Origin of the sequence: Nocardia sp. alder85J, from assembly GCF_020176955.2 — a bacterium.
Lineage (GTDB): Bacteria > Actinomycetota > Actinomycetes > Mycobacteriales > Mycobacteriaceae > Nocardia.
The window spans coordinates 317,461-341,555 of record NZ_JAIUCZ020000005.1 but is presented as its reverse complement, the minus strand read 5'-3'; the positions used below and the strand labels follow the sequence as shown (position 1 = coordinate 341,555).

At 72.0% G+C, this 24,095-nt stretch carries 19 protein-coding genes; 9 read left to right on the top strand and 10 right to left on the bottom strand.

Annotation, left to right across the window (positions count from 1 at the left end; genetic code table 11):
• The first annotated feature begins 59 nt into the window (after positions 1-59).
• The 4 genes from LBW94_RS21325 (at position 60) to LBW94_RS21310 (ending at position 4,013) form a co-directional block, all read left to right on the top strand.
• Positions 60-236: a hypothetical protein gene (locus LBW94_RS21325; RefSeq protein WP_225052690.1), complete on the top strand. Its 177-nt coding sequence runs from the start codon at positions 60-62 to the stop codon at positions 234-236.
• A 17-nt stretch (positions 237-253) separates the two neighbouring features.
• A complete protein-coding gene (locus LBW94_RS21320) occupies positions 254-1,909 on the top strand; it encodes a Pr6Pr family membrane protein (RefSeq protein WP_225052688.1) in 1,656 nt (551 codons plus the stop codon).
• Positions 1,910-2,003: 94 nt separating this feature from the next.
• The gene (locus tag LBW94_RS21315) at positions 2,004-3,197 is read left to right on the top strand and encodes an aspartate aminotransferase family protein (protein WP_225053245.1); all 1,194 of its coding nucleotides are present in this window, start codon (positions 2,004-2,006) and stop codon (positions 3,195-3,197) included.
• A 225-nt stretch (positions 3,198-3,422) separates the two neighbouring features.
• Positions 3,423-4,013, top strand: coding sequence for a DUF5134 domain-containing protein (locus LBW94_RS21310; protein WP_225052687.1), 591 nt, complete (start codon positions 3,423-3,425; stop codon positions 4,011-4,013).
• A 10-nt stretch (positions 4,014-4,023) separates the two neighbouring features.
• Here LBW94_RS21310 and LBW94_RS21305 read toward each other — a convergent pair whose 3' ends face one another.
• The 3 genes from LBW94_RS21305 to LBW94_RS21295 form a co-directional block, all read right to left on the bottom strand.
• Positions 4,024-4,719, bottom strand: coding sequence for a PhzF family phenazine biosynthesis protein (locus LBW94_RS21305; RefSeq protein ID WP_225052685.1), 696 nt, complete (start codon positions 4,717-4,719; stop codon positions 4,024-4,026).
• Positions 4,720-4,871: 152 nt separating this feature from the next.
• Complete coding sequence (locus tag LBW94_RS21300; RefSeq protein WP_225052683.1) at positions 4,872-5,411, bottom strand: carboxymuconolactone decarboxylase family protein; 540 nt, start codon at positions 5,409-5,411, stop codon at positions 4,872-4,874.
• A gap of 78 nt (positions 5,412-5,489) precedes the next feature.
• Entirely contained in the window at positions 5,490-6,077 is a 588-nt protein-coding gene (locus LBW94_RS21295; RefSeq protein WP_225052682.1) for a peroxiredoxin, read from the bottom strand.
• Positions 6,078-6,233: 156 nt separating this feature from the next.
• Here LBW94_RS21295 and LBW94_RS21290 point away from each other — a divergent pair, with 156 nt between their 5' ends.
• The 5 genes from LBW94_RS21290 to LBW94_RS21270 all read left to right on the top strand — a co-directional run bounded on the left by LBW94_RS21290 (position 6,234) and on the right by LBW94_RS21270 (position 13,377).
• Positions 6,234-7,142 (top strand): hydrogen peroxide-inducible genes activator, encoded by a 909-nt coding sequence (locus LBW94_RS21290; RefSeq protein ID WP_225052679.1) that lies wholly within the window; start codon positions 6,234-6,236, stop codon positions 7,140-7,142.
• A 106-nt stretch (positions 7,143-7,248) separates the two neighbouring features.
• On the top strand, positions 7,249-8,133 hold the full coding sequence (locus LBW94_RS21285) for a family 16 glycosylhydrolase (protein ID WP_225052678.1): 885 nt from the start codon (positions 7,249-7,251) through the stop codon (positions 8,131-8,133).
• 136 nt (positions 8,134-8,269) lie between these two features.
• Complete coding sequence (locus LBW94_RS21280) at positions 8,270-9,067, top strand: MBL fold metallo-hydrolase (protein ID WP_225052676.1); 798 nt, start codon at positions 8,270-8,272, stop codon at positions 9,065-9,067.
• 65 nt (positions 9,068-9,132) lie between these two features.
• On the top strand, positions 9,133-9,690 hold the full coding sequence (locus tag LBW94_RS21275; RefSeq protein WP_225052674.1) for a gamma-glutamylcyclotransferase family protein: 558 nt from the start codon (positions 9,133-9,135) through the stop codon (positions 9,688-9,690).
• Positions 9,691-9,876: 186 nt separating this feature from the next.
• Positions 9,877-13,377, top strand: a complete 3,501-nt coding sequence (locus LBW94_RS21270; RefSeq protein ID WP_225052672.1) for an indolepyruvate ferredoxin oxidoreductase family protein — start codon at positions 9,877-9,879, stop codon at positions 13,375-13,377.
• A gap of 9 nt (positions 13,378-13,386) precedes the next feature.
• On the opposite strand, the gene LBW94_RS21265 is transcribed toward LBW94_RS21270, so the two are convergent.
• The 7 genes from LBW94_RS21265 to LBW94_RS21235 all read right to left on the bottom strand — a co-directional run bounded on the left by LBW94_RS21265 (position 13,387) and on the right by LBW94_RS21235 (position 24,082).
• Positions 13,387-13,644, bottom strand: a complete 258-nt coding sequence (locus tag LBW94_RS21265; RefSeq protein WP_225052670.1) for a Kazal-type serine protease inhibitor domain-containing protein — start codon at positions 13,642-13,644, stop codon at positions 13,387-13,389.
• A 106-nt stretch (positions 13,645-13,750) separates the two neighbouring features.
• Positions 13,751-16,192: a hypothetical protein gene (locus tag LBW94_RS21260; RefSeq protein ID WP_225052669.1), complete on the bottom strand. Its 2,442-nt coding sequence runs from the start codon at positions 16,190-16,192 to the stop codon at positions 13,751-13,753.
• Between the two features lie 335 nt (positions 16,193-16,527).
• Positions 16,528-19,116: a hypothetical protein gene (locus LBW94_RS21255; RefSeq protein ID WP_225052667.1), complete on the bottom strand. Its 2,589-nt coding sequence runs from the start codon at positions 19,114-19,116 to the stop codon at positions 16,528-16,530.
• Positions 19,117-19,120: 4 nt separating this feature from the next.
• Positions 19,121-20,242: a VWA domain-containing protein gene (locus tag LBW94_RS21250; RefSeq protein WP_225052665.1), complete on the bottom strand. Its 1,122-nt coding sequence runs from the start codon at positions 20,240-20,242 to the stop codon at positions 19,121-19,123.
• Positions 20,235-22,727 carry a DUF5682 family protein gene (locus LBW94_RS21245; RefSeq protein ID WP_225052663.1) on the bottom strand — a complete coding sequence of 831 codons (2,493 nt, stop codon included), beginning with the start codon at positions 22,725-22,727 and terminating at the stop codon, positions 20,235-20,237. The genes LBW94_RS21250 and LBW94_RS21245 overlap by 8 nt, the downstream gene beginning before the upstream one ends.
• Positions 22,728-22,730: 3 nt before the next feature.
• Positions 22,731-23,816: an ATP-binding protein gene (locus tag LBW94_RS21240; RefSeq protein WP_225052662.1), complete on the bottom strand. Its 1,086-nt coding sequence runs from the start codon at positions 23,814-23,816 to the stop codon at positions 22,731-22,733.
• On the bottom strand, positions 23,813-24,082 hold the full coding sequence (locus LBW94_RS21235; RefSeq protein WP_225052660.1) for a hypothetical protein: 270 nt from the start codon (positions 24,080-24,082) through the stop codon (positions 23,813-23,815). The genes LBW94_RS21240 and LBW94_RS21235 overlap by 4 nt, the downstream gene beginning before the upstream one ends.
• Positions 24,083-24,095 lie beyond the last annotated feature (13 nt).

Here is a 24,095-nt window from a genome sequence, read left to right as displayed (position 1 = left end):
CGGTTGCTATCCCGGCGAGAGCCTCGTCGCGGTGCAGGCGATATGTGACGATTTTTCGCATGACCGCTGGCAAAGGAACCCCGTTCTGGATCCGTCTACTCAGAGTTGCCTCACTTTTGCTGGGTATCGTGTCGCTGATTCTCACCCAGGCCCGGACGCTCGCGGAACCGGCTGCCTCGGCGATGCATCGCCTGACCGGGCGCACCCGATTCGGGCACCGCGAGTCGGCCGCCTGATGGCCTCGCCGCGCGCTGTGCGATTGCTCGTGGCGGTGCTGGGCGTCGTCGCGCTCATCCGCGCCTCGGTCGCCCGCACCACGGACCGGGACCGGCCGGACCGGCCCACCCGGCGGACCGGCCCGCCGCCCCCGGCCACCGTCCCGGTGCCCGAACCACGCACGGCCCCAATCGGACTCGCCTCACCGGCACCGGACGGCGAGCCGGCCGCAGGCGTACCCGGGCTCCCCGTCACCGGAAACCCGCCCGGGACGCCGTCCGCTTTCCCGGCATTCCCCGCGATCGCCCACCGGCTGGGACAGGGTGCGCCGGACGCCGGTCCGGCTGTCGCGACGGTCGAGGCCACCGGTGGGAGGCCGGGCCTGGATGGGCCCGCGCCGAACACACCGCTGTGGCAGGTGGCCGGCACCGCCCTCTCGCCGGTCGACACGACGTGGCCCGCGCCAGGCGGGGCCTCGGCGCTGGCCGTATCCGGCGCGCACGACGGGGTCCGGTCGGTGGCCGGTCGTCTCGGATCGCTCGGGACCGCGTCGGACACGGACGACGAGGTGGACATGTTCGCCGAGGTCCTGCGCGACACGCTCGCGAATATGCGCGAAGCCACCGACGGCATGTCCGCAGAGGATCAGGCGATGGTGGCGGAGTGGTCGGCGATCGGGGCGGCCCTGGATGATCCGGTCGAAGCCCGGGCGGCGGAGCGGTCTGTGGCGGGCGCGGCCGTGGCCGGTCCGGTCGAGGACCGGGTGGGGGAGCGGTCGGCGGTGGGTGCGGTCGTGGACGGTTCCGCCGGGGCGCGGGCCGCGATGCCGGTGCACGCCGTGAGCGAGCTCACCGCATCGGCGGGGGGCGACAGCGGCGCGGGGACCACTGCCGGTGGGACCGGGGCCGGGCAGTCCGGAGGGTGGGATGCCGCGGTCGCGGGCCGTCCGGCCGGACCGGCCGAGGTCGGTTCGGGGGCCCGGACCACGCGCGGGGGCGGACTGGTGCGGCCGGCGCGCGGTCCGGCCGACACGGCCGTGCTCGAGGCCGTGGTGTGCGACGATCCGGAGATGGACGGTGCCGGTCCCACGCCCGGATGGGTTCGGTTGCTGCGGATCGGGTTCGCTGTCCTCGGCGTGGTGGCGCTGGCGTGGAGCGGGACGCATCTGTCCGGGCAGCCGCAGGCGGACCACTACAGCTACTTCACCATCCAGTCGAACATCGTGGCGGCGGTGGTGTTGCTGGCCGGTGGCCTGTTCGATCCGCGGGGGCGGATCTGGCAGCGGGTGCGCGGCGCGGTGACGCTGTATCTGCTCATCACCGGCATCGTGTACGCGGTGCTGCTGGCGCATCTGGAGACCGCCGACCACTATCCCTGGGTGAACGACGTGCTGCACCGGGCGATGCCGATCGTGCTGCTGCTGGACTGGGTGGTGGTCCCGGTGGCATTGCGGCTGACCGTGCGGCTGGTGGCGGCGTGGTTGCTGTATCCGGTCGCGTACGGGGCGTATTCGCTGCTGCGCGGGCTGGTGGTGGACTGGTACCCGTATCCGTTCCTGAATCCGGTGCACCAGGGCTACCTGTCGATGTCGCTCGGCCTGATCGTGCTGGTCGGCGTATTCTCGCTGCTGGCGGTCGCCGTCGTCGCCCTCGGTGACCTCGCCGCCCGGCTGCACGGTCCGGCGCCGCGATAGTCGCGGCCGGGTGCGGCGCGGCGAGTCGACACCGGAATACCGGGATACCAAGAGGAGATCGATCGTGGGTGCGTTGTGGCATGGGTTCGCGGACATGGGCGCGGTGGAGCGGGACGGAGCGTTCGTGGTCGCCCGTGGCGAGGGCGCCTACGTCTGGGATGCGGAGGGTAACCGCTACCTGGACGCCACCGGTGGCCTGTGGTTCACCAACGTCGGCCACGGCCGCCGGGAGATCGCCGACGCGGTCGCCGCGCAGCTGTCCACGCTCGCGCACTACTCCAACTTCGGCGATCTGACCGCGCCGCCGACTGTGGAACTCGCGCAGCGCCTGGCGGATCTGGCGCCGGTACCGGGCAGCAAGATCATGTTCACCTCCGGCGGTTCGGATTCCGTCGACACCGCGGCCAAACTGGCCCGGCGCTACTGGGTGGAGCAGGGCCGTCCGGAGAAGACGCTGCTGGTGGGGCGGCGGCTGGCTTATCACGGCATGCATGTGGCGGGGACGGCGCTGGCCGGCATCCCCGCCAACCACGACGGGTACGGCGAGCTGATGCCCGCCGCCCGGACCGTCGACTGGGACCGGGCGGCGGCGCTGTCCGACCTGATCGGCGAGGTCGGCGCCGATCGGATCGCGGCGTTCTTCTGCGAGCCGATCATCGGCGCGGGCGGGGTCTATCTGCCGCCGGAGGGGTATCTGACCGAGGTGCGGAAGGTGTGCCGGGACAACGACATCCTGTTCGTCGCCGACGAGGTGGTGACCGGATTCGGCCGCATCGGCGGTTCCTGGTTCGCCTCCACCCGGTTCGGGCTGGAGCCGGATCTGATGACCACGGCCAAGGGGCTGACCTCCGGTTATCTGCCGATGGGCGCGGTGTTCGCGGCCCCGCACGTGGCGGAGCCGTTCTTCGCCGGCGGCGTGTGGTTCCGGCACGGCTACACCTACGGCGGTCACGCCGGCGCCGCGGCGGCGGCGCTGGCCAACCTCGACATCGTGGAGCGCGAGCATCTGCTCGATGCCAGCAAGAACCTGGAATCGCTGCTGCACGAACACTTCTCGCCGCTGGTGGAGCATCGGCGGGTGTCCGAGGTGCGCAGCGGCCTCGGCGCCGTGGCCGCGGTCCAGCTCGCCGACCCGGCCGAGGGGCCCGCGATGGTGAAGGCCCTGCGCGCACAGGGAGTTTCGGGTCGCGCCGCCGGTCAGGGCGCCTTGCAGATCTCGCCGTCGTTCGTCGCCGGTGAGGAACAGATCGCCGAGATGGCCGCCGCCTTCGCCCGCGCCCTGGGCTGATCGCGGAGTCGCCGCGTTCCGGCCCGGAATCCCGTGCGGGTTGCGGGCCGGCGCGCGTCCTGGTGCGGCAAGGGCAGCGCAGTGGCCGACAGGGGCGGCGGGAAGCGGAATTCCTGTCGGGGGGTGGTGTCACCATGAAAGCCGAGGGCGTGTTCCGGGCATCGTCGCGACCATCGTGACGCCGGTCGGTCACGCGGATGCTCGGTGGCCGGAAGGTGGTGGGGCGTGGGTGCTTTCGCGGGTGAATTCGCCTGGTCGCGGTGGGTGGTGGTGGCGGCTTTCGTGCTCACGGCGGGGCTGGTCCTGACCAGGCTGGCCGCCGCACCGGCGCCGGTCGCCGGAATCTCTGTGGCGCACCCGGTTTCGCGTCCGCGCGACCACGAGTCGGATGCCGCGCATCTGCTGATGTGCCTGGTCATGGTGGCGATGCTGATGTTCCCGATCGCCGCGTCGGCCGCCGCGCAGACGGTGCTCACGGCGATGGTGGCGGTCTTCGCGCTGCTGCTGGCGGTCCGGTTGCCCGAGCGGCACACCCGCGGCCCGGCGGCCCCGGTGGTGTTCGGCTACCACCTGCTGGCGGCGGGGGCCATGCTGTACGCGATGTCGGGCCATCACCATGGTCACCGCGGCCCGGTGGCGCCCCTGCCGGCGCTCGCGGTCCTGTTCCTCGCCGACGCGCTACTGATGTTGCTGCCGGGCACGAGACGCCTACTGAGACACGTCATTGCGCACCCAGCCGGTTCGCTGGCGGGCGTGCCGCACCTGGTGATGGATCTGGGCACCGCCTACATGCTGCTCACGGCCGCACTGGGTTGAGTGTGCGGTGTCAGATCACCACCGGATGGTCGAGGACCACCCGGCCGCCGAGGCGCACCCAGCCGTCGGAATCCCACTCGGTGAACAGCTGGGAGCCGGAGCCCTGGGTGAGGAGCAGGCTGCGGCGGAGCTTCGAGGTGAGGGCGATGGCCGCGGCACCGGTGGCCTCGTCCTCCTGGATTCCGAAGGCGGGCGCGAACATCCGGCTGCGGACGGCACCGCGGCTCTCGTCGGTCCAGCCCCAGACGTAGTGCTGGCCCGCCGGGAAATCGGCCGGGTCCAGCGTGGACAGCAGGTCGAGGCTGTCGAACTGGTGGAATTCGAAGGCGGGCGCCCAGTCCGCGCGGGCGCGGATCCAGGTGACCCCGCCGTCGGGCGGTGAGACCTCGACCGGGCCCGCCGGCACCTCCAGCACCCGCACCGGGGTGCCGCGCTCGACCAGCCACCAGGCGGTGCCGACCGTCGGATGCCCGGCGAAGGGCAGTTCCAGCGTCGGGGTGTAGATGCGCATCCGGGCGCGCTCGTCGATCGGCTCCTCGACCACCACGGTCTCGCTGTAACCGGCCCGGGCCGCCAGCGCCTGATGATCGACATCGACGACATCACCGGCGCGAGCGATGCCGAGCGGGTTGCCGAACCGGCCCGCCGCATCGGTGAACACGCGCACGACCTCGACCTGTGTGCCATCGCTCTCGGGGATGCCCATGACAGTTCAGCGTACCCGCAGCGACGCCGCTCACCGGGCTCCGGACCCGGCCGCGGACACGACGATGCCCCTGCCCGCGCACGGGCAGGGGCATCGCCACGTCGACCGGTCACATCACCCGGGAAACACCCGGTGGCCTGGCCGTCGGGGCGTCAGACGCCCGCGGCGGCCAGCGCCTCGGTGGACTGCACGGCCTGGCCGACACCGGCCACGATCGCGGCCACCCGCAGCGACTCGAAGATCACCTCGCGCGACACGCCCGCTTCGCGGAGTGTGTGCTCGTGGGCCTCCAGGCAGTGCTGGCAGCCGTTGATCGACGACACCGCGAACGACCACAGCTCGAAGTCGGCCTTCTCGACGCCCGGACTGCCGATGATCTGCATGCGCAGGCCCGCCCGCAGATCGTCGTACCGCCCGCCGAGAAACGCCTTGCCTCGGTAGAACACGTTGTTCATACCCATGATCGAGGCGGCGCCGAGGGCGGCGTTGTAGGCCTCCGCCGACAGGGTGTCGGCGGCCTCCGCCGCGATTTCGCGCAGCGTGGTGGCGGAGCGGGTCGCCGCCGCGGCGGCCAGCAAGGTGCCCCACAACTGCTGCTCCGTCAGCACGGTGGTGCGCGCGATGGACGACAGGTTGAGCTTGAGGTCCTTGGCGTACTCCGGCAGCGAATTCTTGAGATTCTCGATGCTCATGGGTCCTCCTGTGTTTAACCGAGATCGGCGGGCTACCGAGATCGGCGGGCTACCGCGACCGGTGACGACTGTCGCGAATCAGACGGCGGCGGAGAGCAGTTCGCCGGCGTTGATGGTCGGGTCGCCCTTCTTCCAGTTGCAGGCGCACAGCTCGTCGGACTGCAACGCGTCGAGCACCCGCAGCACCTCGTCGACGTTGCGGCCCACGGAACCGGCGGTGACCGAGACGAACTGGACGATGTTGTTCGGGTCGACGATGAAGGTGGCGCGGTCGGCGACACCGTCGGAGTTCAGCACGCCGGTGGCGGCGGCCAACTCCCGCTTCAGGTCGGAGACCAGCGGGAAGGGCAGGGTCTTCAGATCCTCGTGCTGGGCCCGCCACTGGAAGTGCACGAACTCGTTGTCGACCGAGGCGCCGAGCACCTGGGCGTCGCGGTCGGCGAACTCGTCGTTCAGCTTGCCGAACGCGGCGATCTCGGTCGGGCAGACGAAGGTGAAGTCCTTCGGGTAGAAGAAGACGATCCGCCACTTGCCCGCGTAGTCGTCACTGGTGACCTGGGTGAAGTAGTCGTCGGGCTGCTGGGCGTTCACCTGGGAGAGGTCGCCACCGATCACCGCGGTCAGGTTGTAGGAGGGGAACTCGTCGCCGATGGTCAGCAGGGGCATGCTTCTGTCCTCGTTTCCTTCGAATGTCGGATCGTGTCGCATCAAGGTCTGTTCGCGGCCGGCTCGCATCGGGATGGTCCGTGCGGAGGCTCACCTGTGATCTTGCCCGGCCATCGGTAAAAGGTAAAGGTGATAAGTTGCACTACACTGATAGGCGTGCCTGATCAGACTTATCAGCCCACCCTGTCACAGCTGCGTGCGTTCGTGGCGATCGCCGAATACCGCCATTTCGGCACGGCCGCCGCACGACTCACTGTGAGCCAGCCCACGTTATCGCAGGCGCTGGCATCGCTGGAAAACGGCCTCGGATTGCAGTTGATCGAACGCAGCACCCGCCGGGTCCTGGTCACCGCGGCGGGGAAACGACTGCTGCCGCAGGCGATGGCGACGCTGGAAGCGGCCGATCGATTCGTGGCGGCCGCGGCCGGCGACGCGCTCGGCGGTCATCTGCGCATGGGCATCATCCCGACGGTTGCCCCCTATGTGCTGCCGAGTCTGTTGCCGGAGTTGCGGCAGCGATTGCCCGCGCTGGTCCCGCATGTGATCGAGGACCAGACCGCCCGGCTGCTGGACGGTCTGCGCAGCGGGGTGCTCGACGTGGCCGTGCTGGCCCTGCCCACCGAGGTCTCCGGCATGGTCGAGATCCCGCTGTACACCGAGGCATTCGTCCTGGTGCTGCCGCGCGGCCACGAACTGGCCTGGCGCACCGACGTCTCCGTGGGGGCGCTGGAGGATCTGCCGCTGCTGCTGCTCGACGAGGGGCACTGCCTGCGGGATCAGACCCTCGACCTGTGCCGGTCCGAGGACGTCCGGCCCGGCACGGTCGGCGACACCCGGGCGGCGTCGCTGGCCACGGTGGTGCAGTGCGTGGCCGGCGGGCTCGGCGTCACGCTGATCCCGGAGATGGCGGTGGGCGCCGAAACCGGTCGCGGCAAACTGGATCTGGCCCGTTTCGCCGACCCGGTCCCCGGTCGCACCCTGGGCCTGGTGTTCCGCGGTTCGACCGCGCGCACCGAGGACTACGAACAGTTGGCGGAGATCATCCGGGCGCAGCGGCCGGTGTGAGCGCGGGCCGGGGTTCGCACTTCATCGAATCCTCATACGAGCGTCCCTAGTGTGGCCGCAGGTCGCACCCGGACGGCCGGAGTTCGCCCCTCGGAAGGCTCACGAGATGACTGTCCCCTCCCCGTCGAGCCGCCGCCCCCGCCGTCCGGGTGTGACCGTCGTCGTCCTCGTGACGGCCGTGCTGGCCGCGGTCATCGGAACCAGGGGCGGCGCGGCCGGTGACCCCACCCCGGATCCGGCGCGCTGGCAACTGGTCTGGCGCGACGAGTTCACCGGCGCGGCCGGTACCCGGCCGGACCCCGGCAACTGGGGTTACGACCTCGGCGGGGAACCGCAGTGGGGTAACCACGAATGGCAGTACTACACCGATCGCCCGGCCAACGTGGCGCTGGACGGCCAGGGCCATCTGGTGATCTCCGCCCGCCGCGAACAGCTGCCGGGCATGACACCGTGCCCGGACGGCCCCTGCGACGTCACCTCCGGCCGGATCACCACCCTCGGCCACTTCGCCCAGACCTACGGGCGCTTCGAGGCGCGCATGAAGATCCCGGCGGGCAAGGGGTTGTGGCCGGCCTTCTGGATGATGGGGACCGCCGACCGCCCGTGGCCGGACAACGGTGAGATCGACGTCATGGAGACCATCGCCGACGATCCGGGCACGGTGTACGGATCCGCCCACGGTCCCGGATTCGCCGATCCGGGCTATTCCCAGGGCCATACCGGCAGCGCCCGGCTCGCCGACGACTTCCACACCTACGCGGTGGAGTGGGGTCCCGACCGGATCGACTGGTTCCTCGACGACACGCTCTACTACTCACTCGGCCGATCCCAGCTGAAACCTGAGCACACCTGGGTGTTCGACCAGCCCTTCCACCTGCTGCTCAATCTCGCGGTGGGCGGCGGCTGGCCCGGTCCGCCCGCCAGTGACACGGCCTTCCCGGCGGATCTGCTCGTCGACTACGTGCGGGTGTACCGGGCGGCCGGGCGCTGACGGCGGGAAGGGCAGGACCGTCGCGGTCGGGGGTATGGTGGCGTCGGCGAAATCCTGATTCGCGACTCGACCAGCCGGAGTGCGCGTTCCGGTGGGTGGCGTTCCGGGAGCCGGAGCATCGGATGGAGTAGGCGGCGTGCGGATTCATCACCTCAACTGCGGCAGCATGGCACTGGGTATGGTCGACCACTGCCTGTTGATCGAGACGAAAGCCGGTCTGGTGCTGGTGGATACCGGCTACGGGCTGGGCTGTGTGCGGCAGCCGGGTCGCATGGTGGGTCCGAGCCGGTTCCTGCTCGGGGCCAGGCTCGCCGAGCACGAGACCGCCTACCGGCAGATCCAGGGGCTGGGCTACGACCCGGCCGACGTGCGCCACATCGTGCTCACCCACCTCGATTTCGACCACGCCGGCGGATTGTCCGACTTCCCGGACGCGGTCGTGCACATCCACGGCCCGGAGTTCCGGGCGGCGATGGCCGGGCGCACCGCGGCCGAGCGGCTGCGCTACCGCGCCGCGCAGTGGTCGCACGGGCCGCGCTGGATGGTCAACGAGGTCGAGGGCGAGGCGGAGTGGTTCGGTTTCCGGGCCGTGCGCGACCTGCCCGGACTGGCGCCGGAGATCCTGGTGGTCCCGCTGCCCGGCCACACCCGCGGCCATATCGGGGTCGCGGTGGACACCGGCCGGGGCTGGCTGCTGCACGCGGGGGATTCCTACTACGTCGGCAGCGAGGTCGATCCGGCGCAGCCGCGGACGCCGCTGCTGTGGCGGGTGGCCGAACTGGGTTCCACGGTGACCGGGCCGTCCTTCCGCGACAACCGCCGCCGCCTGGTCGAATTGCAGCGTGCGCACGGCGGGGAGGTCACCGTGTTCAGCTCGCACGATCCGAAGGCGTTCCAGCGGCTGGCTGGCGTGGCGGTCCGGCCGGCGGGATAGACGACACGCCGTGTCCACCGGTTCGGCGCGCGCCGATCGGCGCCGCGGGATGGTTCGATGGATCGATGCACGACTACGGGGCCGCCCCGGGTGCCGGGGATGCCGAAGCCAGCGAACCGGTCGACGACGACCAGCCGCATCCGGCGTTTCCCCGTTCGAATTCCGCCGGTGACGAGCTGTTCGCTTACGGCACACTGCAATTCGCGCCGGTGCTGGAGGCGCTGCTGGGCCGGGTCCCGCCGTTGCGGCTGGGCGTCACGAAGGGCTGGCGGGTGGCCGCGCTGCCCGATCGGGTGTATCCGGGGCTGATCCCGGATTCCGAACGCATCGCGGTGGGCATCGTCGTCGCCGGTCTGACCCGCGCCGAATGGGAGATTCTCGACCGGTTCGAGGACGCCGAATACGATCTGCGGCCGATCCGGCTCGTGCGGCCCGCCGCGGCGCCGGGCACGCACCGGGCCGATCCGGGATCCGGCGCTGCGGTGGTCGCGGCGTACGTGTGGACCGCGGCGGTGACCGCCGACGACTGGTATCCGGAGGTGTTCGCGCGGCAGCGACTGGCCGAGTACGCGCAGCGCTGCGAGCGGTGGCGCGAGCGGGGGATGCCGGCGGACGGCTGGTGAGTTGCCGGGGCCGTCCGGTGGCTCGCACTCTGCACCGTCGATGCACGATACCAAACTGCCAAATTGGGCATAATGCTCAAATTGCCGCTTATCTCTTGTTCACCTGACTTATTCGGTCCAGCATGTTGTCATCGAAATGCTCAGTGATTCCCGGCGCTCGCCAGCGCCCGACGGACGGGTGGCACGATGACCGAACTCGCAGACCGCGGCGCGGACCCCGTGCTCTCGGCGCCCTACGATCCGGCCGACCGATTCCGGGCCGGGGGCGGGCCCGCCGTCCTGACCGGGGTGCAGGCGATCGCGCGGTTGCTGGTGGAGCAGCATGCCCGGGACCGGCGGGCCGGACGGCGGGTGGGCACGTTCGTCTCCGGTTACCAGGGTTCGCCGCTGGCCGGGGTGGACAAGCTGCTGGCCGGCATGCCCGAGGTGCTGGCCGCGCACGACGTGCGTGTCGTACCGGGGCTCAACGAGGAATTGGCGCTGACCGCGGTATGGGGCAGTCAGGCCGCACTGCCGCGGACCGGCGCCGCCTACGACGGTGTGGTGGGCGTCTGGTACGGCAAGGGGCCCGGACTGGACCGGGCCACCGACGCCCTGCGGCATGCCAACATGTACGGCGTCGACCCGCGCGGCGGCGTCCTGCTGCTCGTCGGCGACGACCCGGCGGCGAAATCGTCGACGGTGCCGGCCGTGTCGGAACGATCGCTGGCGGCGATGAACATCCCGGTGTTGTTCCCGCGCAACGCCCGCGAGATCGTCACCCTCGGCCTGCACGGGGTGGCGCTGTCGCGGGCCTCCGGATGCCTCGTCGCGCTGAAGATCGTGGCCGATGTCGCCGACGGGGCCTGGACCGTGCCCGCGGCGTTCGCCGGCCCGGATCCGGTGACGCCCGAAATAGTCTGGGAGGGGCGGCCTTTCGTCTACCGGCAACGACCGATGGGGGCGCCCGCGGACAGTCTGCCCGCGGAGGCGGACCTGTACGGGCCGCGGCGGCGCATGGTGGAGGAGTACGCGGCCCGCAACGGCCTGGACGTCATCGAGGTGAATCCGCCGCACGCGCGGATCGGAATCGCCGCTGCCGGAACCTGTTTCGACTCGGTGCGGCAGGCGCTGGCCGACCTCGGGGCCGACGACGCCGCGCTGTACCGGGCCGGGGTGCGGCTGTTGCGGATCGGAATGCCGTATCCGCTGTCGCCGCAACGGATCCGGGAATTCGCCGCGGGCCTGTCCGAACTGGTGGTGGTGGAGGACAAGACCGCCTTCGTGCAGACCGGGATCGCCGAGATCCTCTACGGCGGGGTGGATGTCCCGCGCCTGCTCGGCAAGGTCGACGCCGCCGGGCGGCCGCTGTTCCCGGCCGACGGTGAGCTGACCGCCGGGCGGATCGCCGCTCCGCTGCGCCGCGTGCTCGGGGACCGGCTGGAGCTGAGAAGACCGCTGCCGCAACCGTTGTCGCTGGAGCCGTTACCGGTGTCGCGCACCCCGTACTTCTGTAGCGGCTGCCCGCACAACCGCTCCACCGCGGTACCCGAGGGCTCCCTGGCCGGCGGCGGCATCGGCTGCCACACCCTGGTGATGGTCTCCGACCGGGCCGACAGCCGGGTCACCGGGCTCACCCAGATGGGCGGCGAGGGCGCGCAGTGGATCGGCCGGGCGCCGTTCACCGACGTGCCCCACATGTTCCAGAACATCGGCGACGGAACGTATTTCCACTCCGGGCAGCTGGCGGTGCAGGCCTGTGTGGCCGCCGGGGTGAACATCACCTTCAAACTGCTGCACAACGACGTGGTGGCGATGACCGGCGCCCAGCCGGCCGCCGGCGCGCTGACGGTCCCGCGGCTGACCCACAAGCTGGCGATCGAGGGCGTCCGGCGGATCATCGTCTGCGCCGACGAACCGCAGCGTTACCAGCGCGGCGAGCTGGCGCCGGGAACGCTGCTGTGGCACCGGGACCGGCTCGACGAGGCACAGCGGCTGCTGCGCGAGGTGACCGGGGTGACGGTGCTGATCTACGACCAGCACTGCGCCAACGACGCCCGGCGGCAACGGAAACGGGGCACCCTGCCGGTCCGGCGCACCCGGGTGGTGATCAACGAGGCCGTCTGCGAGGGGTGCGGGGATTGCGGCGTGCAGAGCAACTGCCTGTCGGTGCAGCCCGTGGACACCGAATTCGGGCGCAAGACCCGCATCGACCAGACCTCCTGCAACACCGATTACAGCTGCCTGGCCGGTGACTGCCCGTCGTTCGTGACGGTGGACCTGCCCGCTGCCGATCCGGCGGAGGCAGCCGAGCGGACGGGTGCGCGCGTGCGGGTGCGACCGCTGCCCGAACCACCGGAGGTTCCCGAGATCACCTCGGCACCGCCGACCGGCACGCGCAACATCCTGCTCGCCGGGATCGGCGGCACCGGGATCGTCACCGTGAACCAGGTGCTGGCGACGGCCGCCGCCCGCGCCGGATACCAGGTGGCGGGGCTCGACCAGACCGGTATGGGGCAGAAGGCCGGTCCGGTGATCTCGCACCTGCGGTTCTCGGCGGGAGCGCTGGAACCGGCCAACCGGCTCACGCCCGGCCGTGCCGACTGCATCCTGGCCTTCGACCTGCTCACCGCGACCGACGCCGCGCGGGCGGCCTACGGGTCGCCCGAGGTCACGGTGTCGATCGCGGGCACCAGCGTCACCCCCACCGGCGCGATGGTCTACGACCGGTCGGTGGCTCATCCCGACACCGGCGCACTGTTGCGGCGGCTGGAACAGGTTTCGCGCTCGGTGTGGAGCGTCGACGCGCTCGCGGCCACCGAGGCGCTGTCCGGCAGCACCACGGCGGCCAACTTCCTGCTGGTCGGCGCGGCGTATCAGACCGGCGGCCTGGGTCTGCCGGCCGCGGCGATCGAGGACGCCATCGAGCTGAACGGGGTTGCGGTGGCCGCCAATCTCGCGGCCTTCCGCTGGGGCCGGGTCGCGGTGGCCCGTCCGGACGACTTCGCCGCGGCGATCGCGGCGCCGGTGCGGCCCGGCGCTCCGGCGCTTCCGCCGGAGCTCGCCGCCGAGCTGGCCGCCACCGGGGAGACCCGGCGGGTGGCCGAACTGCGGGCCGCCGAACTGGTCGGATACCAGAACGCGCACGTCGCCCGCGAGTATCTCCGGATTGTGCAGCGGGCGTGGGCGGCCGAGCGCGCGGTCACCGAGCGCACCGACTTCAGCGAGCAGGTGGCGCGGGGCCTCTACAAGTTCACCGCCTACAAGGACGAGTACGAGGTGGCCCGCCGCCTCACCGATCCGGCCTTCCTCGACGAGATCGCCGCGCGGTTCCCCGGCGGCACGGCCCTCACCTACCGGCTGCATCCGCCGGTCCTGCGGGCGCTCGGGCGGCGCACGAAGATCGGCCTCGGTCCGCGCGGTCACCTCGCGCTGCGCCTGCTCGCCAAGGGAAAATGGTTGCGTGGCACCGGATTCGACCCGTTCGGCTACGCCCGGGTGCGGCGCGTCGAGCGCTGCCTGCTCGCCCATTACACCGAGACGGTGGCGGAGCTGATCACCACCCTGGCGACGGACTACGACCGGGCGGTGGCCATCGCCGCACTGCCGGATGTGGTGCGCGGCTACGAGGACCTGAAGCTCGCGACCCTGGCAACCTATCGGGATCGCCTGCGGGAGTGGGGCATCGAGCCGCCGCAGTTGCCCTGAGCGGACCGGTCAGCGGCGGCCGGACCGCTCGGTGACGGTGCACGGGCCGTCGTGACGGATCTGTACCCGCAGCCGTTTCGCCTCACAGGTGTTGCGGTAGTCGATGCCGTCGGCGCCGCACACCGGGGCGTAACGGGACGGGCAACTCGGCGCCGCGCGGAATGGCGTGGGTGGAGCGCCCACGGTGGGCGCCGCGGTCAGTACGGTCAGCACCGCCGCCACGACGAGGGCGGGGAGCACAGCCACCAGCAGACGAGCCGAGCGCATGCGATCGTCCTTTCCGGACCGGGATGAGGAGGATGCAACGACAACCGTGGAACGGCTACAGCATATCGGCAGCAAACCTCTTCCGGTCCGGAATCGTCGGGCCGGATCAGCCGTCGACCGCGACCTCCCAACGGCCCCGGCCACGCAACCGTGCACACAGCCGCCGGGTCGGGACGTGCAGGTGCAGCGCGAGGACGTGGGCGTGCGGCAGCCCGGCGGCCAGCGGGGCCCAGGTGTCGCCGCCGTCCGCGGTCGTCCAGACTCCCAGCCAGCCGGCGACCCAGGCCCGCTCCGGATCGGCGGGATCCAGGGTGATCGCGGTCAGCGGCAGCCGGGGCAGGGCGCCGGAGCGGTCCTTCCAGGTACTGCCACCGTCCTCGGACCGGAACACCGTGCCGTCACCGGCGGTGCCGTGGACCACCCAGATCCGGGCATCGTCGGCGGCATGGACCGCGATGTCGGCGACGGCGGCGCCCGCGCGCGGCACACGCGTCGGGCGCAGCGGAAGCCAGCGCTGGTTCACCCATGCGGTGTGCAGGACGCGTCCGTCGCGTAGTCCGGCCAGGACCCGGTGCGGGTCCGGAACCGCCAGGCCGGTGACACAGCCCGGACCCGGGACCGGCAGACGGTCCCAGTGATCGCCGTCGTCGCGCGAAATATGCAGCGCGCCACCGCCGATCGCGAGCGTGTGCCCGGTGGCGCGCAGTGGTGGCCGCCACGGCCACGCTGCACCGCGGTTGTCGGCCGAGTGAATGCGGGGTGTGCTGGGTGCCGGGCCGTGATGATTCTCGTCGCCGGCCGGGCGGTGGTTGCTTTCGTTGCGGGCCGGGCCGATTGCGGTGTTGTTGTTGTCGCTCGGGTGGCCGCCATGGTCGTCATCGGCTGGGTAAAGGTCGTATTCGGCGTTTGTCGCGGTGCCGTCGCTGTTCCGGATCGGGTAGGTGCGGTCGGCGGTGTGCGCGTCGTCGATCGGATGGCGGCGGCTCCCGCTGTGGGCTGTGCGGTCGTCGGCGACGGGTTGATGGGCCGTATGCGCGGCGCGGTGGGTTCGGGTATCGGCTTCGGTGCGGCCGGGTGTGGGATCCGGCTCGACGGGATGGCATGCCGGGGCACCGAATTCGGTGTTCTTCGGGCCGTGGCAGTGGTGCCAGGTGATGCCGCGATCCGGGCTGCGGTGCAGGCCGCTGTCGCCGCCGAGGTAGAGGGTGTCCGGGGTTGTGGGGTCGGTGGCGAGGGTGTGGTGCGCGCCGGGGACCGGGGTGTCGGCCGGGCTTCCGGTGAGAGCTCGCCAGGTCCATCCGGAGGGACCGCGGTCGCCTCGGTGCAGGCCGATCGAGCCCGCGTAGATCCGGCCGGGATCGTCGGGGGCGACGGTGAGCAACCAGCTGTAGGGCGCTTGTGTGGTGTCCACGCCGGGCGGGACCTGCTCGGCGGTCCAGACCGCTCCGGTGCGCCGCCACAGGTAGGCGGTGGGGGCGCCGTCGGCGTCGTACGGGGCGCCGGCGCCCCAGGCGTAGGCGACCGCCGGATCCGCCGGTGCGACTGCCACTGCCAGGCGGATGAACGGGGTGGGGGCACCCGGCAACGGTGTGGCGAGGAATGTGGTGCCGCTGTCGGTGGAACGCCACAGTCCGTCCGCGCTCGCCGCCAGGACCTCACCCGCGCCGAGTGCCACCGTCCAGGTGCGGACGGTGCGTCGCGCGGTCCAAGTGGCGCCGCCGTCGCTGGAGGTGGACAGGCCGCCGGTGGTGGCGGCGTAGAGGCGGAGGCTCGACGCGGGGTCCACCGCCAGGGCGAAGAAGCCTTGGCCGAGAAAGGGTTCCACACAGCGCGTGGTCCAGGTGGCACCGCCGTCCGTGGAGGCCAGCAGCCCGGTGCCGAGGAACCATCGATGGTCGCCCTCGCCGGTGCCGCAGTAGACCGTCCGCGGCGACCGGGGATCGAAGGCCAGCGCGCCGACGGCCGGCGCGGGGACCCGGCCCGGGCGTGCCGTCCAGGTGTCGCCGCGGTCGTGGCTCTCCCGGATCTCACCGTCGCCGGTTCCGGCCAGCAGATGCGCCGGATCCGACGGATCGAGCGCCAGCGCGGATACCCGCCCGTCGGCGTTCTCGACCGGACACGCGCAGTCGGAGCTGCCGGGCACGAATCCGGCCGTGCCGCTGCCGATCACGGCGTGCGAGGGCACGCCGATGATGTCCGGCGCCGCGCTGACCGAATTCGGGCTGCTGCCGGTATTCGACACCGGCTGCCATCGAGCCGGCGTCGACGCCGGTAGGGCTGCGGCGGCGAGGATCTCGCGGGCGATGGTGGTGGCGCCGGTGTCCGGTCCGGCGGCGTGCAGTGGCGGCAGCGGCACCCGGCCGGCGGCGCGCTCGGCGAACAGACCCAACTGGCCCGGTCCGACCGCGGCGTGGACGGCCGCGGCGGCCGCCGATTCGTAGCCGGCGTCGCCGAGCAGGCTCAGCAGGTGCAGCAGCGGTGCGCCACCCGGTAGCCGCACTCCGTCGGTGCCGGGGGAGTTGTCGTCGGGATCGTCCACGTCGGCCATAGTTGTCACCGTCCGCTGTCGGTTCGTCGCCTGCCACCCTCCCGGGTACTCGACCGCACCGCGGCGGTCGTCGCGGGCCGACCGCCCCGCGACGACCTGCGGCACCGGGCCGGCCTCGCCCGCCGAAACAGGTGAACCCCACTGCGGCAACGGGATTCGTGCACGAAACGACGGTGTGGACGAGCCGCCGGAGACCGCCGCCCCACCCGGAACGGGCCGGCGACCCCCCTTCGAACCGGGTCACGCTGGCGCGGCGCCCTGTTCGGCACCGCGATGCTCAGAAGCGTAGACCGCGGGCGCCACCGGCGTCCGGCGAATCCGAGGCATCCGGCCGGTCAGAGTTGCTCCGCGGTCACCTGCAATCGCAGGTGTACGTCGGCCCACTGCTCCAGAGCGGTGACCCCGGTCGCCGCCCGCAGCGCCGGGCACAGCCGATCGACCGCCTCCGCGGCCGCCGCCAGTCCCGCCCGGCGCAGTACCGCGGCGGTCGAGGCGGCCCGCTCGAACCAACTCGGCGGCAGGTGCCGTACCCCGCGATGCACGACCTCCGCCGTCAGCGCGAGACCAGCGCTCACCGCGTCGGCCAGCGGATCCGGCGGGACCGCGATACTCTCCGGCACCCACGTCGATTCCCCGGCGGCGAAACACGGGACGACGACCGATTCGCCCGCGACGACCGCGGTGGGCTCGACGACGAGCAGCCCGCCGCGGCGTTCGATCCGGCCGGCCAGATAGCGGACCGGTCCCGGATCGCCGGCGAGGGCACGAGCGAGGGCGTCGAGTGCGCCGGGCGCGATCGCGCTGTGCGAGAACGTGATCCGGGCGGTGCCGGCCGGGCCGCGCAACCGCGCCACCAACCGCTGCTCGCCGGGCAGATAGTGCAGATCGTCGACGGTCTCCACGATCATCGCCCGCACCGACGCGCCGTGCACCCGTGGCCGGATCGGCGCCGGCGGCAGCGCGGCCAGCCGGGCCGACTCCGCTGCCAGATCGCCCACCAGCAGTTCCGGTGGCAGCGCATCCCAGGCGCCGGTCGACGGCAGCACCGAGGTGCGGGCCACTCGCGAATTCGCCAGTCGCACCCGCCGATTCGCGGACCGGACCGCGCTCTCGGTCACCACGTGCCCGGCCGCCAGTTCGGTGAACCGCACCGAGCCCGTGCGCCGCGCCCCCAATTCGGCGGCCTGCGGCGCGGTCGCGCCGGATTCGACGGTGACCGCGCGCACGGCGGTGAGCACCAGGCGAGCCTCCGGATGCGCGAGATACACCTCGACCCCGCGGTTCTCGTCGTCGCCGTACGCCCGCGCGCCCAGCCCGGTCAGCCGCAGATGCCGCAGCGGTGTCTCGGCCGCCTCCTCGGTACCCAGCGCCGACACCGGATCCACGACCGCGGCCCGGCGGCGTGCCACCAATTCGGCCACCAGCGCCGCGGTCCGCAACGGATCGTGGCGAGCGTTGCGCTCCCGATAGGCGGACAGCTGATCCAGCAGTTCGTCCAGCGCGTCGAACGGCCACCGCGCCCGCGCCCGATCCAGCTCTCGCCGCGCGGCCGCGAACACCCCCGGCAGTCCGGTGCCGGCATGCGCCACGCCGTCGTCGAGGAGATCGGCCAGCGGCACACTCACCGCGGCCGCCGCGGTGACGGCCGGTGTGGCGTCACCCGGTTCACCGACGGTCACCGCCATCTCACCCGCGTCCGGATCGGTGGTGTCGGCCACCCGGAACGCCCACACCGCCAGGGCGATCGCCTCGGTCCGGGCGCCTCGCGCGGCATCGGCGCGGGCATAGCCGAGATCACCCGGCACCAGGAAACGCACTGTCACCGACGGTAATTCGACCGACGGCACGGGGTCCGCCGCCGTCGCCCGCCGTACCGTGGCACGATAGCCGGCCCGCCGCGCCCGCACGGCGGCCGCGAATCCCCGCGCACCGAGCCGCTGCCGCATTTCCTCGTCGCCGAACTGCCCGGGCGACCACCGCGTCGGCTCGCTCGCCGCGCCCTCGACATCGACGGCCGAGCGGGGATCGCCTGCCCGGGTCGCATCGCTGCCGGTCGCGTCCGGCCGATCGCCCGGTCGCGACCCGGCCGCCGCTCGATCGGAAGTCGAGTCGGTTCCACCGGCCGCGCCGGATTCCGCGACGGTTCCTGCCGCGCCTGGCGAGGCGGCGCGTGGCTCGGCCCGGTCGATCATCGGGCGGGCGGCACGCGGTCCCGGATCGGCTGCACCGGGCCGGTTCGGAACGGCTCTGGTGGGGCGGTCCGATGGCACGGTATTGCCGGTGCCGGTCGGCGTATGGGCCTGGTCGGAGTGGACGATCGGTGCTTCGGCCGTGTCGGGGTGGCCGGGTGGTAGCGGGGTACCGCCGCCGTGCATGGCCGGGACGGCGCTGTCGCCGGCTCGGTCCGATGCCGGGGCCACAGGGATCGACATCGATTGCCGCGCTCGGCCACTGGCGGGTGTGCCGGCCTCGTCACCCGCCGGGCGCTGCGAGAGGAGGGCGTCGGCTGCGGTGTTCGCTTGCGGTGCAGTGCTGTTCGTGACGAGGGGCTTTGCCGAGCGGACGCCGGGGGCCGTGGCCGCCGGGTGGCCGCCGGCGGCTGCGTCGCCGGGGGAGCCTGCGTCGCCGGGGGAGGCCGGTGGCAGGTCGCCGGTGGGTGGCCGGTCCCGGTACGCCATGACCGTCGCGACGCGGTGGCGGCAGGTGGTGGTGGCGCCGCAGGAGCAGGGGGCGGCATCGACGGTGACGCCCCGGGGCAGCGTGGTGCGGACGCCGTCGGCGAAAACAGCCGTGACGGTGCCGTCCGGGGACTCGTCGAGTTGTGGTGGGGCGGCGGCATTCTCCTTCAGGGCGCGTTTGACGATGCCGCGATTGGCCAGGGTGATGAGGGCGTCGTCGGTGAGGGCCAGCAGGTCCGTTCGCATCGGGTCACCCGATCGTTTCGGCGACGAAGGTGGCCAGTTCGCCGGGGGTCATCGCGCCGACATGGACGCCGACATCGGCCAGGCGCTGCCCCAGCGCGCGGTCGAACACCGGGTCGGCATGCTCGTCGAGGGCGGCCAGGCCCAGGACGACGGTGCCCTCGGCGACCAGGCCGGCGGCGGTGCGCACCAGCCAGGCCGCATCACCGCCCTCGTAGAAATCGCTGATCACGGCGATGATCGCGCGGCGGGGCCGCGTCACCAGCCGGGCGGCGTAGGCGAGGGCGCGGGCGATATCGGTACCACCGCCGAGCTGTACCCCCATCAGCAACTCGACCGGATCGTCGACGTCACCGGTCAGATCCACCACCTGCGTGTCGAAGGCCAGCAGGTGGGTACTGATCCCCGGCAGGCCCCACAGGCAGGCGGCGGTCACCGCGGAGTGGATCACCGAGTTCACCATCGATCCGGACTGGTCCACCACCAGGATCACCTGCCAGCGATCGAGGTGGCGGCGGGTCCGGGAGTGGAAGTGGGCCGTCTCGATGTACAGCCGCCGTTCCGCCGGTCGATAGTGGGACAGGTTGGTGCGCACCGTCTTCGGGAAGTCGAAGTCGGCGGCGCGCGGGATGCGGCCGGGGCGGCGGGAACGGGTGCCGAGGAAACTGGCGCGAATCTCGGTGGCCAGCTTCGCCATCAGATCGCGGACCACCTGTTCCACGATCCGGCGGGCCTGCCGCAGGATCTCGGGATTCATCAGATGTTTGGTGCGCAGGACCGCTGCCAGCAGATCCGCATTCGGTTCCAGCCGCTGGAGTACCTCCGGATCGGTCACCACCTCGTGCAGGCCGAAGCGTTGCACCGCATCCCGCTCCAGGCGCTCGATGGTGTCCTTGGGGAACAGCCGGTGGATGTCGTCGAGCCAGTCGACCGCACGCACCACCGAGGCCTCGCTGCCACCGGTGCGGCGGATGCCGCGGCGGTCCAGATCGCCGTCGCGTTCGTACAACCAGTCCAGTGCCGCGTCCTGGGCGGCGGCGTCACCGTCGAGACCGCCCGCGGCGACCGCCGCGCCGGCCGCGCCGAGGATCAGCCGCCAGCGTTCCAGGGTCGGATCGAGTTCAGTCATCCACGCTCCCTGCGGAATTCGGCGCCAATGCGTAGGCGGTGAGCAACCGGTCCGCCCGTTCTTCGATCGCCGCGGCCCGGGCCAATTGTTCCGGCGCGGCGGAGGTCCGCAGGAGACTCGTCCCGGAACCTGCCAGCCCTCGCCGGGCCAGCAGTCGTTGCGCGAGTTCGGCCCGTTCACGCGGCGGGAACCAGGCGAAGGCCAGCCGCAGCGCGGGGAGCGCGGCCAGGAAATCCTCGGCGCCGAAGCGGTCGACCAACTCGTCCAGCACCGCGAGCACCGGCAGATCGGTACTTCCGTTCTCCAGCACCGTGTCCCGGGCCAGGGCGAACAGGCCGGCGAGGAAATCGCCGAGTTGCCGCGGTACCGCCGCGGAGCGGACCGCGGCCGCCACGGTGTCGGCGGTGCCCGCACCGAGCGCGGTGACCAGCCCGAGCGCGGCCCCGCGCAACGCCGGCGGCCGGTCGGCGGCCGTGCATCGCCGGAACACCCCCACCAGATCGGCGCGGTCGACAGCGAGGGCCGGTGCGGCATGCAGGGCGGCGTCACGCACCGCCACGATCGCGCGCAGCAACCCCTCGTCGGCGGGTCCGGGCCCGCCGCGCAGGCCCTCCACCAGCCAGAGCAGCCGCCGGACGGTGATGTCCGCGAGCGTGCCGAGCGCTGCCGAGCCCGCGGCCGCGAACAGCCGGTCGTGCCGCCACAGTTCGAGGATCACGGTGAGCAGGGTGCCGAGACCCGCTGTGTCCGAGGCGGATCCGATCAGCCCGCGGACGGTGCCGACGATCCTCGCGGTCAGCTCCGGCAATCCGCACAGTGCCGCGTCGAACAGCACCCCGGCCAGCGCGCCGGGATCGCTGCCCGCGGCCCCGAAGCGATCCACCAGGGCCGCCGCGGCCGCCTCGGCGCAGGTCGCCCCGTACGAACCTGCCTCGATCAGGGCAGGCAACCGCAACGGCGAATCCTGGATCGACCACCGCTCGGTCAGCGCCCCTCGCTGCGGCGACGGCCCGCTGCGCCGCTCGAATCCGGGGATGCCCAGGATCCGCAGCCGATGCAGCACCCGCGCCGAATCCAGGCCCGGCGCGGCGGCCAGATCGATGGTGACCTCGCCTTCGGGTATCCCGCAGCGCACGAGCTCGGCGGCGGCATCGTGAACCAGCGGCGGATGCTGTGTGTCCCGATGCAATCGGCCGACCGTATCGCCCGACAACGCCGCCACCATCTCGACCACGATCGGATCGGTCCCGGCCCGCAGTTGCCCCCGCCCGGTCCACGGCAGCGGCCGATCCAGCGCCTCGGTGATCAACGCCCCCGCCAGCCCGTCGAGAGTGTCCGTGCGCGACGGTGATTCGTGCCCGCGCAACCGGGCCAGCCCGAGCGCGAGCGTGCGCGCACCGATCAGATCGGCCGTCGACACCGCCTGCCGCCGCGCCCGCAACCGCCCCACCACGGCCGCGACCAGCCCCTCCGCGGCCGCCGCCGTCCCTTCGTGCCAGACCTGCTGGTAATAGGCAGGCGAGGGCATCCCGGCCTGATATCCGCCGAACGCGTCCAACCGCCGGAACCCGAACGGCACCAGATAACTACCGCCGACCGCGCCCTCCGGAAATCGCGGCACCTCCGGCCACGGCACCCCCGCCGAGGTCTCACCGGTCGCGTCACCCACACCGCCCTCGGCCGGGCTCCCGCCGGCAACGCTGGCAAAACTACTGGTGGCCGACATCGCGGGGGCAGCGCTCGCAGCAGCGCCGGTGGCCGGCATCGCGGGGGCAGTGGACCGCTCGAGCGTGGCGCGGAGGCGGCGGACCAGGGCGGGGCGGTGGAAGCCGCCGGTGACCACGACGATGGGGGACGGTGGTCCGGGGCGGTGGGTGACGTCGGCGACGGCGACCGATACCCAGCGGGCCATGTACTCCTCCCGGGCCGTATCGCCCGCACCGGCCTCGTCGTTGCCGCGCACCAGGTCGAAGTAGGCGGCCAGGCGCTCGGCGAGTACGGCGTTGCCGGTGGTGGCGGAGTCGATCTCGAACAGGTGGTCCCACAGTGTGTCGATGTTGTCGACCGCGAATTCCCGGCACAGCCGGGTGACGGCCGATTCGTAGCGGCGTTCGGTGTCGGAGAACCGGTTCTCGGTGTCGGCGAAGGCCGGATGCCAGGCGGGCAGGTCGATGAACCGCACCTCGGCACCGGCGGCCCGGCCCTCGGTGAGGGCGAGCCATTCCGGCGAGTAGTCGCACAGCGGCGCCCAGGACCGGTGCCGGACATGGTGGTCGCGGTAACCGGTGTAGATCGCGATCGGCAGATCGTGGCCGAGCAGCAGTTCGTCCAGCCGGTCGTTCATATCGGCGGGACCCTCGATCAGCACGTGGGCCGGGCGCCGGGCCCGGATGGTGTCGCGCACCAGCCGGGCGCAGGCCGGGCTGTGGTGGCGGACGCCGAGGAACGTGATCGGCGGATCGGCGGAGGCGGCGGGATCGGTCACGGCTCAGCCCGGCAGCTGGAATCGCGCGTCGTGCAACGCCTTCCACGCGCGGCCGGATTTCCGCGGCACCTGCTGCTCCAGGTAGCGGCGGACCCGGGCCAGATCGTCGGGGTCGTCCTTGGCGGCGGTGCCCGCCAGACAGTGCACGATATCGGCGGCATCGCCCGCCTCACCGCGCAGATACCAGCCGCGCAGCCCGACGGCGTGCGCCACCGACACGGCCTCGGCGGTACTCAGCACGGCCGACATCCGGTCCAGCGGATCACCGGCGACGGTACTGCCGGAACGCAATTCGCGGAAGGTGGTGACCAGGACCTCCAGCACATCGCGCGGCGGCGCCTGCGGTACGCCCGACCGGCGCAGCAGGGTCTCCGCCTCGGCCTGCACCAGCGCCAACTCGGCCGTCAGATCCGGAATGGGGAAGACGGTCTCGAAATTGAAGCGCCGCTTCAACGCCGCGCTCATCTCGTTGACGCCGCGGTCCCGGGTGTTGGCCGTGGCGATCACGTTGAAACCCTCGACGGCGTAGACCATCTCGCCGAGTTCGGGCACCGCCAGCACCCGATCCGACAACAGCGACAGAATCGAGTCCTGGACCTCCAGCGGGCACCGGGTGATCTCCTCGAAACGCACGATCTTCCCGTCCCGCATCCCGCGCAGCATCGGCGCCGGCACCAGTGATCGCTGCGACGGGCCCTCCGATACCAGCAGCGCGTAGTTCCAGCCGTATCGGATCTGGTCCTCGGTGGTTGCGGCCCCGCCCTGCACGGTCAGGCCGGAATCGCCCGACACCGCGGCGGCGAGCAACTCCGACAGCAGCGACTTCGCCGTGCCGGGCTCACCGGTCAGCAGCAGGCCCCGGGTGGTGGCGAGGGTGACCAGCGCGCGGTCGACCAGCGATACGTCGCCGACGAATTTCCTTGCCACACCCAGCTTCTCGTCGCCGACGATGAAGCGCTTCGCGGCATCGAGGCTCAGCTGCCAGCCCGGTGGGCGGGGCGCCTGGTCCTGCTCGCGCAGCCGGGCGAGGTCGCCGGCCCAACGCCGCTCGGCGGGCGGCCGCTGCATCCGATCGGTGGTGACGGTCATCGGTGTCCTGCTTTCAGCCAGGCGAGGTCGCGGAAAGTCTCCGACGCGGTCACCGCGTCGAGCTCGGCCCGCGGCCCCCGCCGGCTCGCCAGATGATCCTCGGCAAGTCCGAGGAACTGCATACACGCGGCCGCCTGGCCGGCCTTGATCGCCAGGCTCGGCGGTGGCAGCAGTCCGCCTCTGCGGTACAACAGCATTCGCCGCTGCGCAGGCGTCGGTGCGAACGTGTCCTCGGTGTTCACGCGGTGCTGCGTGAGAGCGGTCATGGTTCCTCCTCGT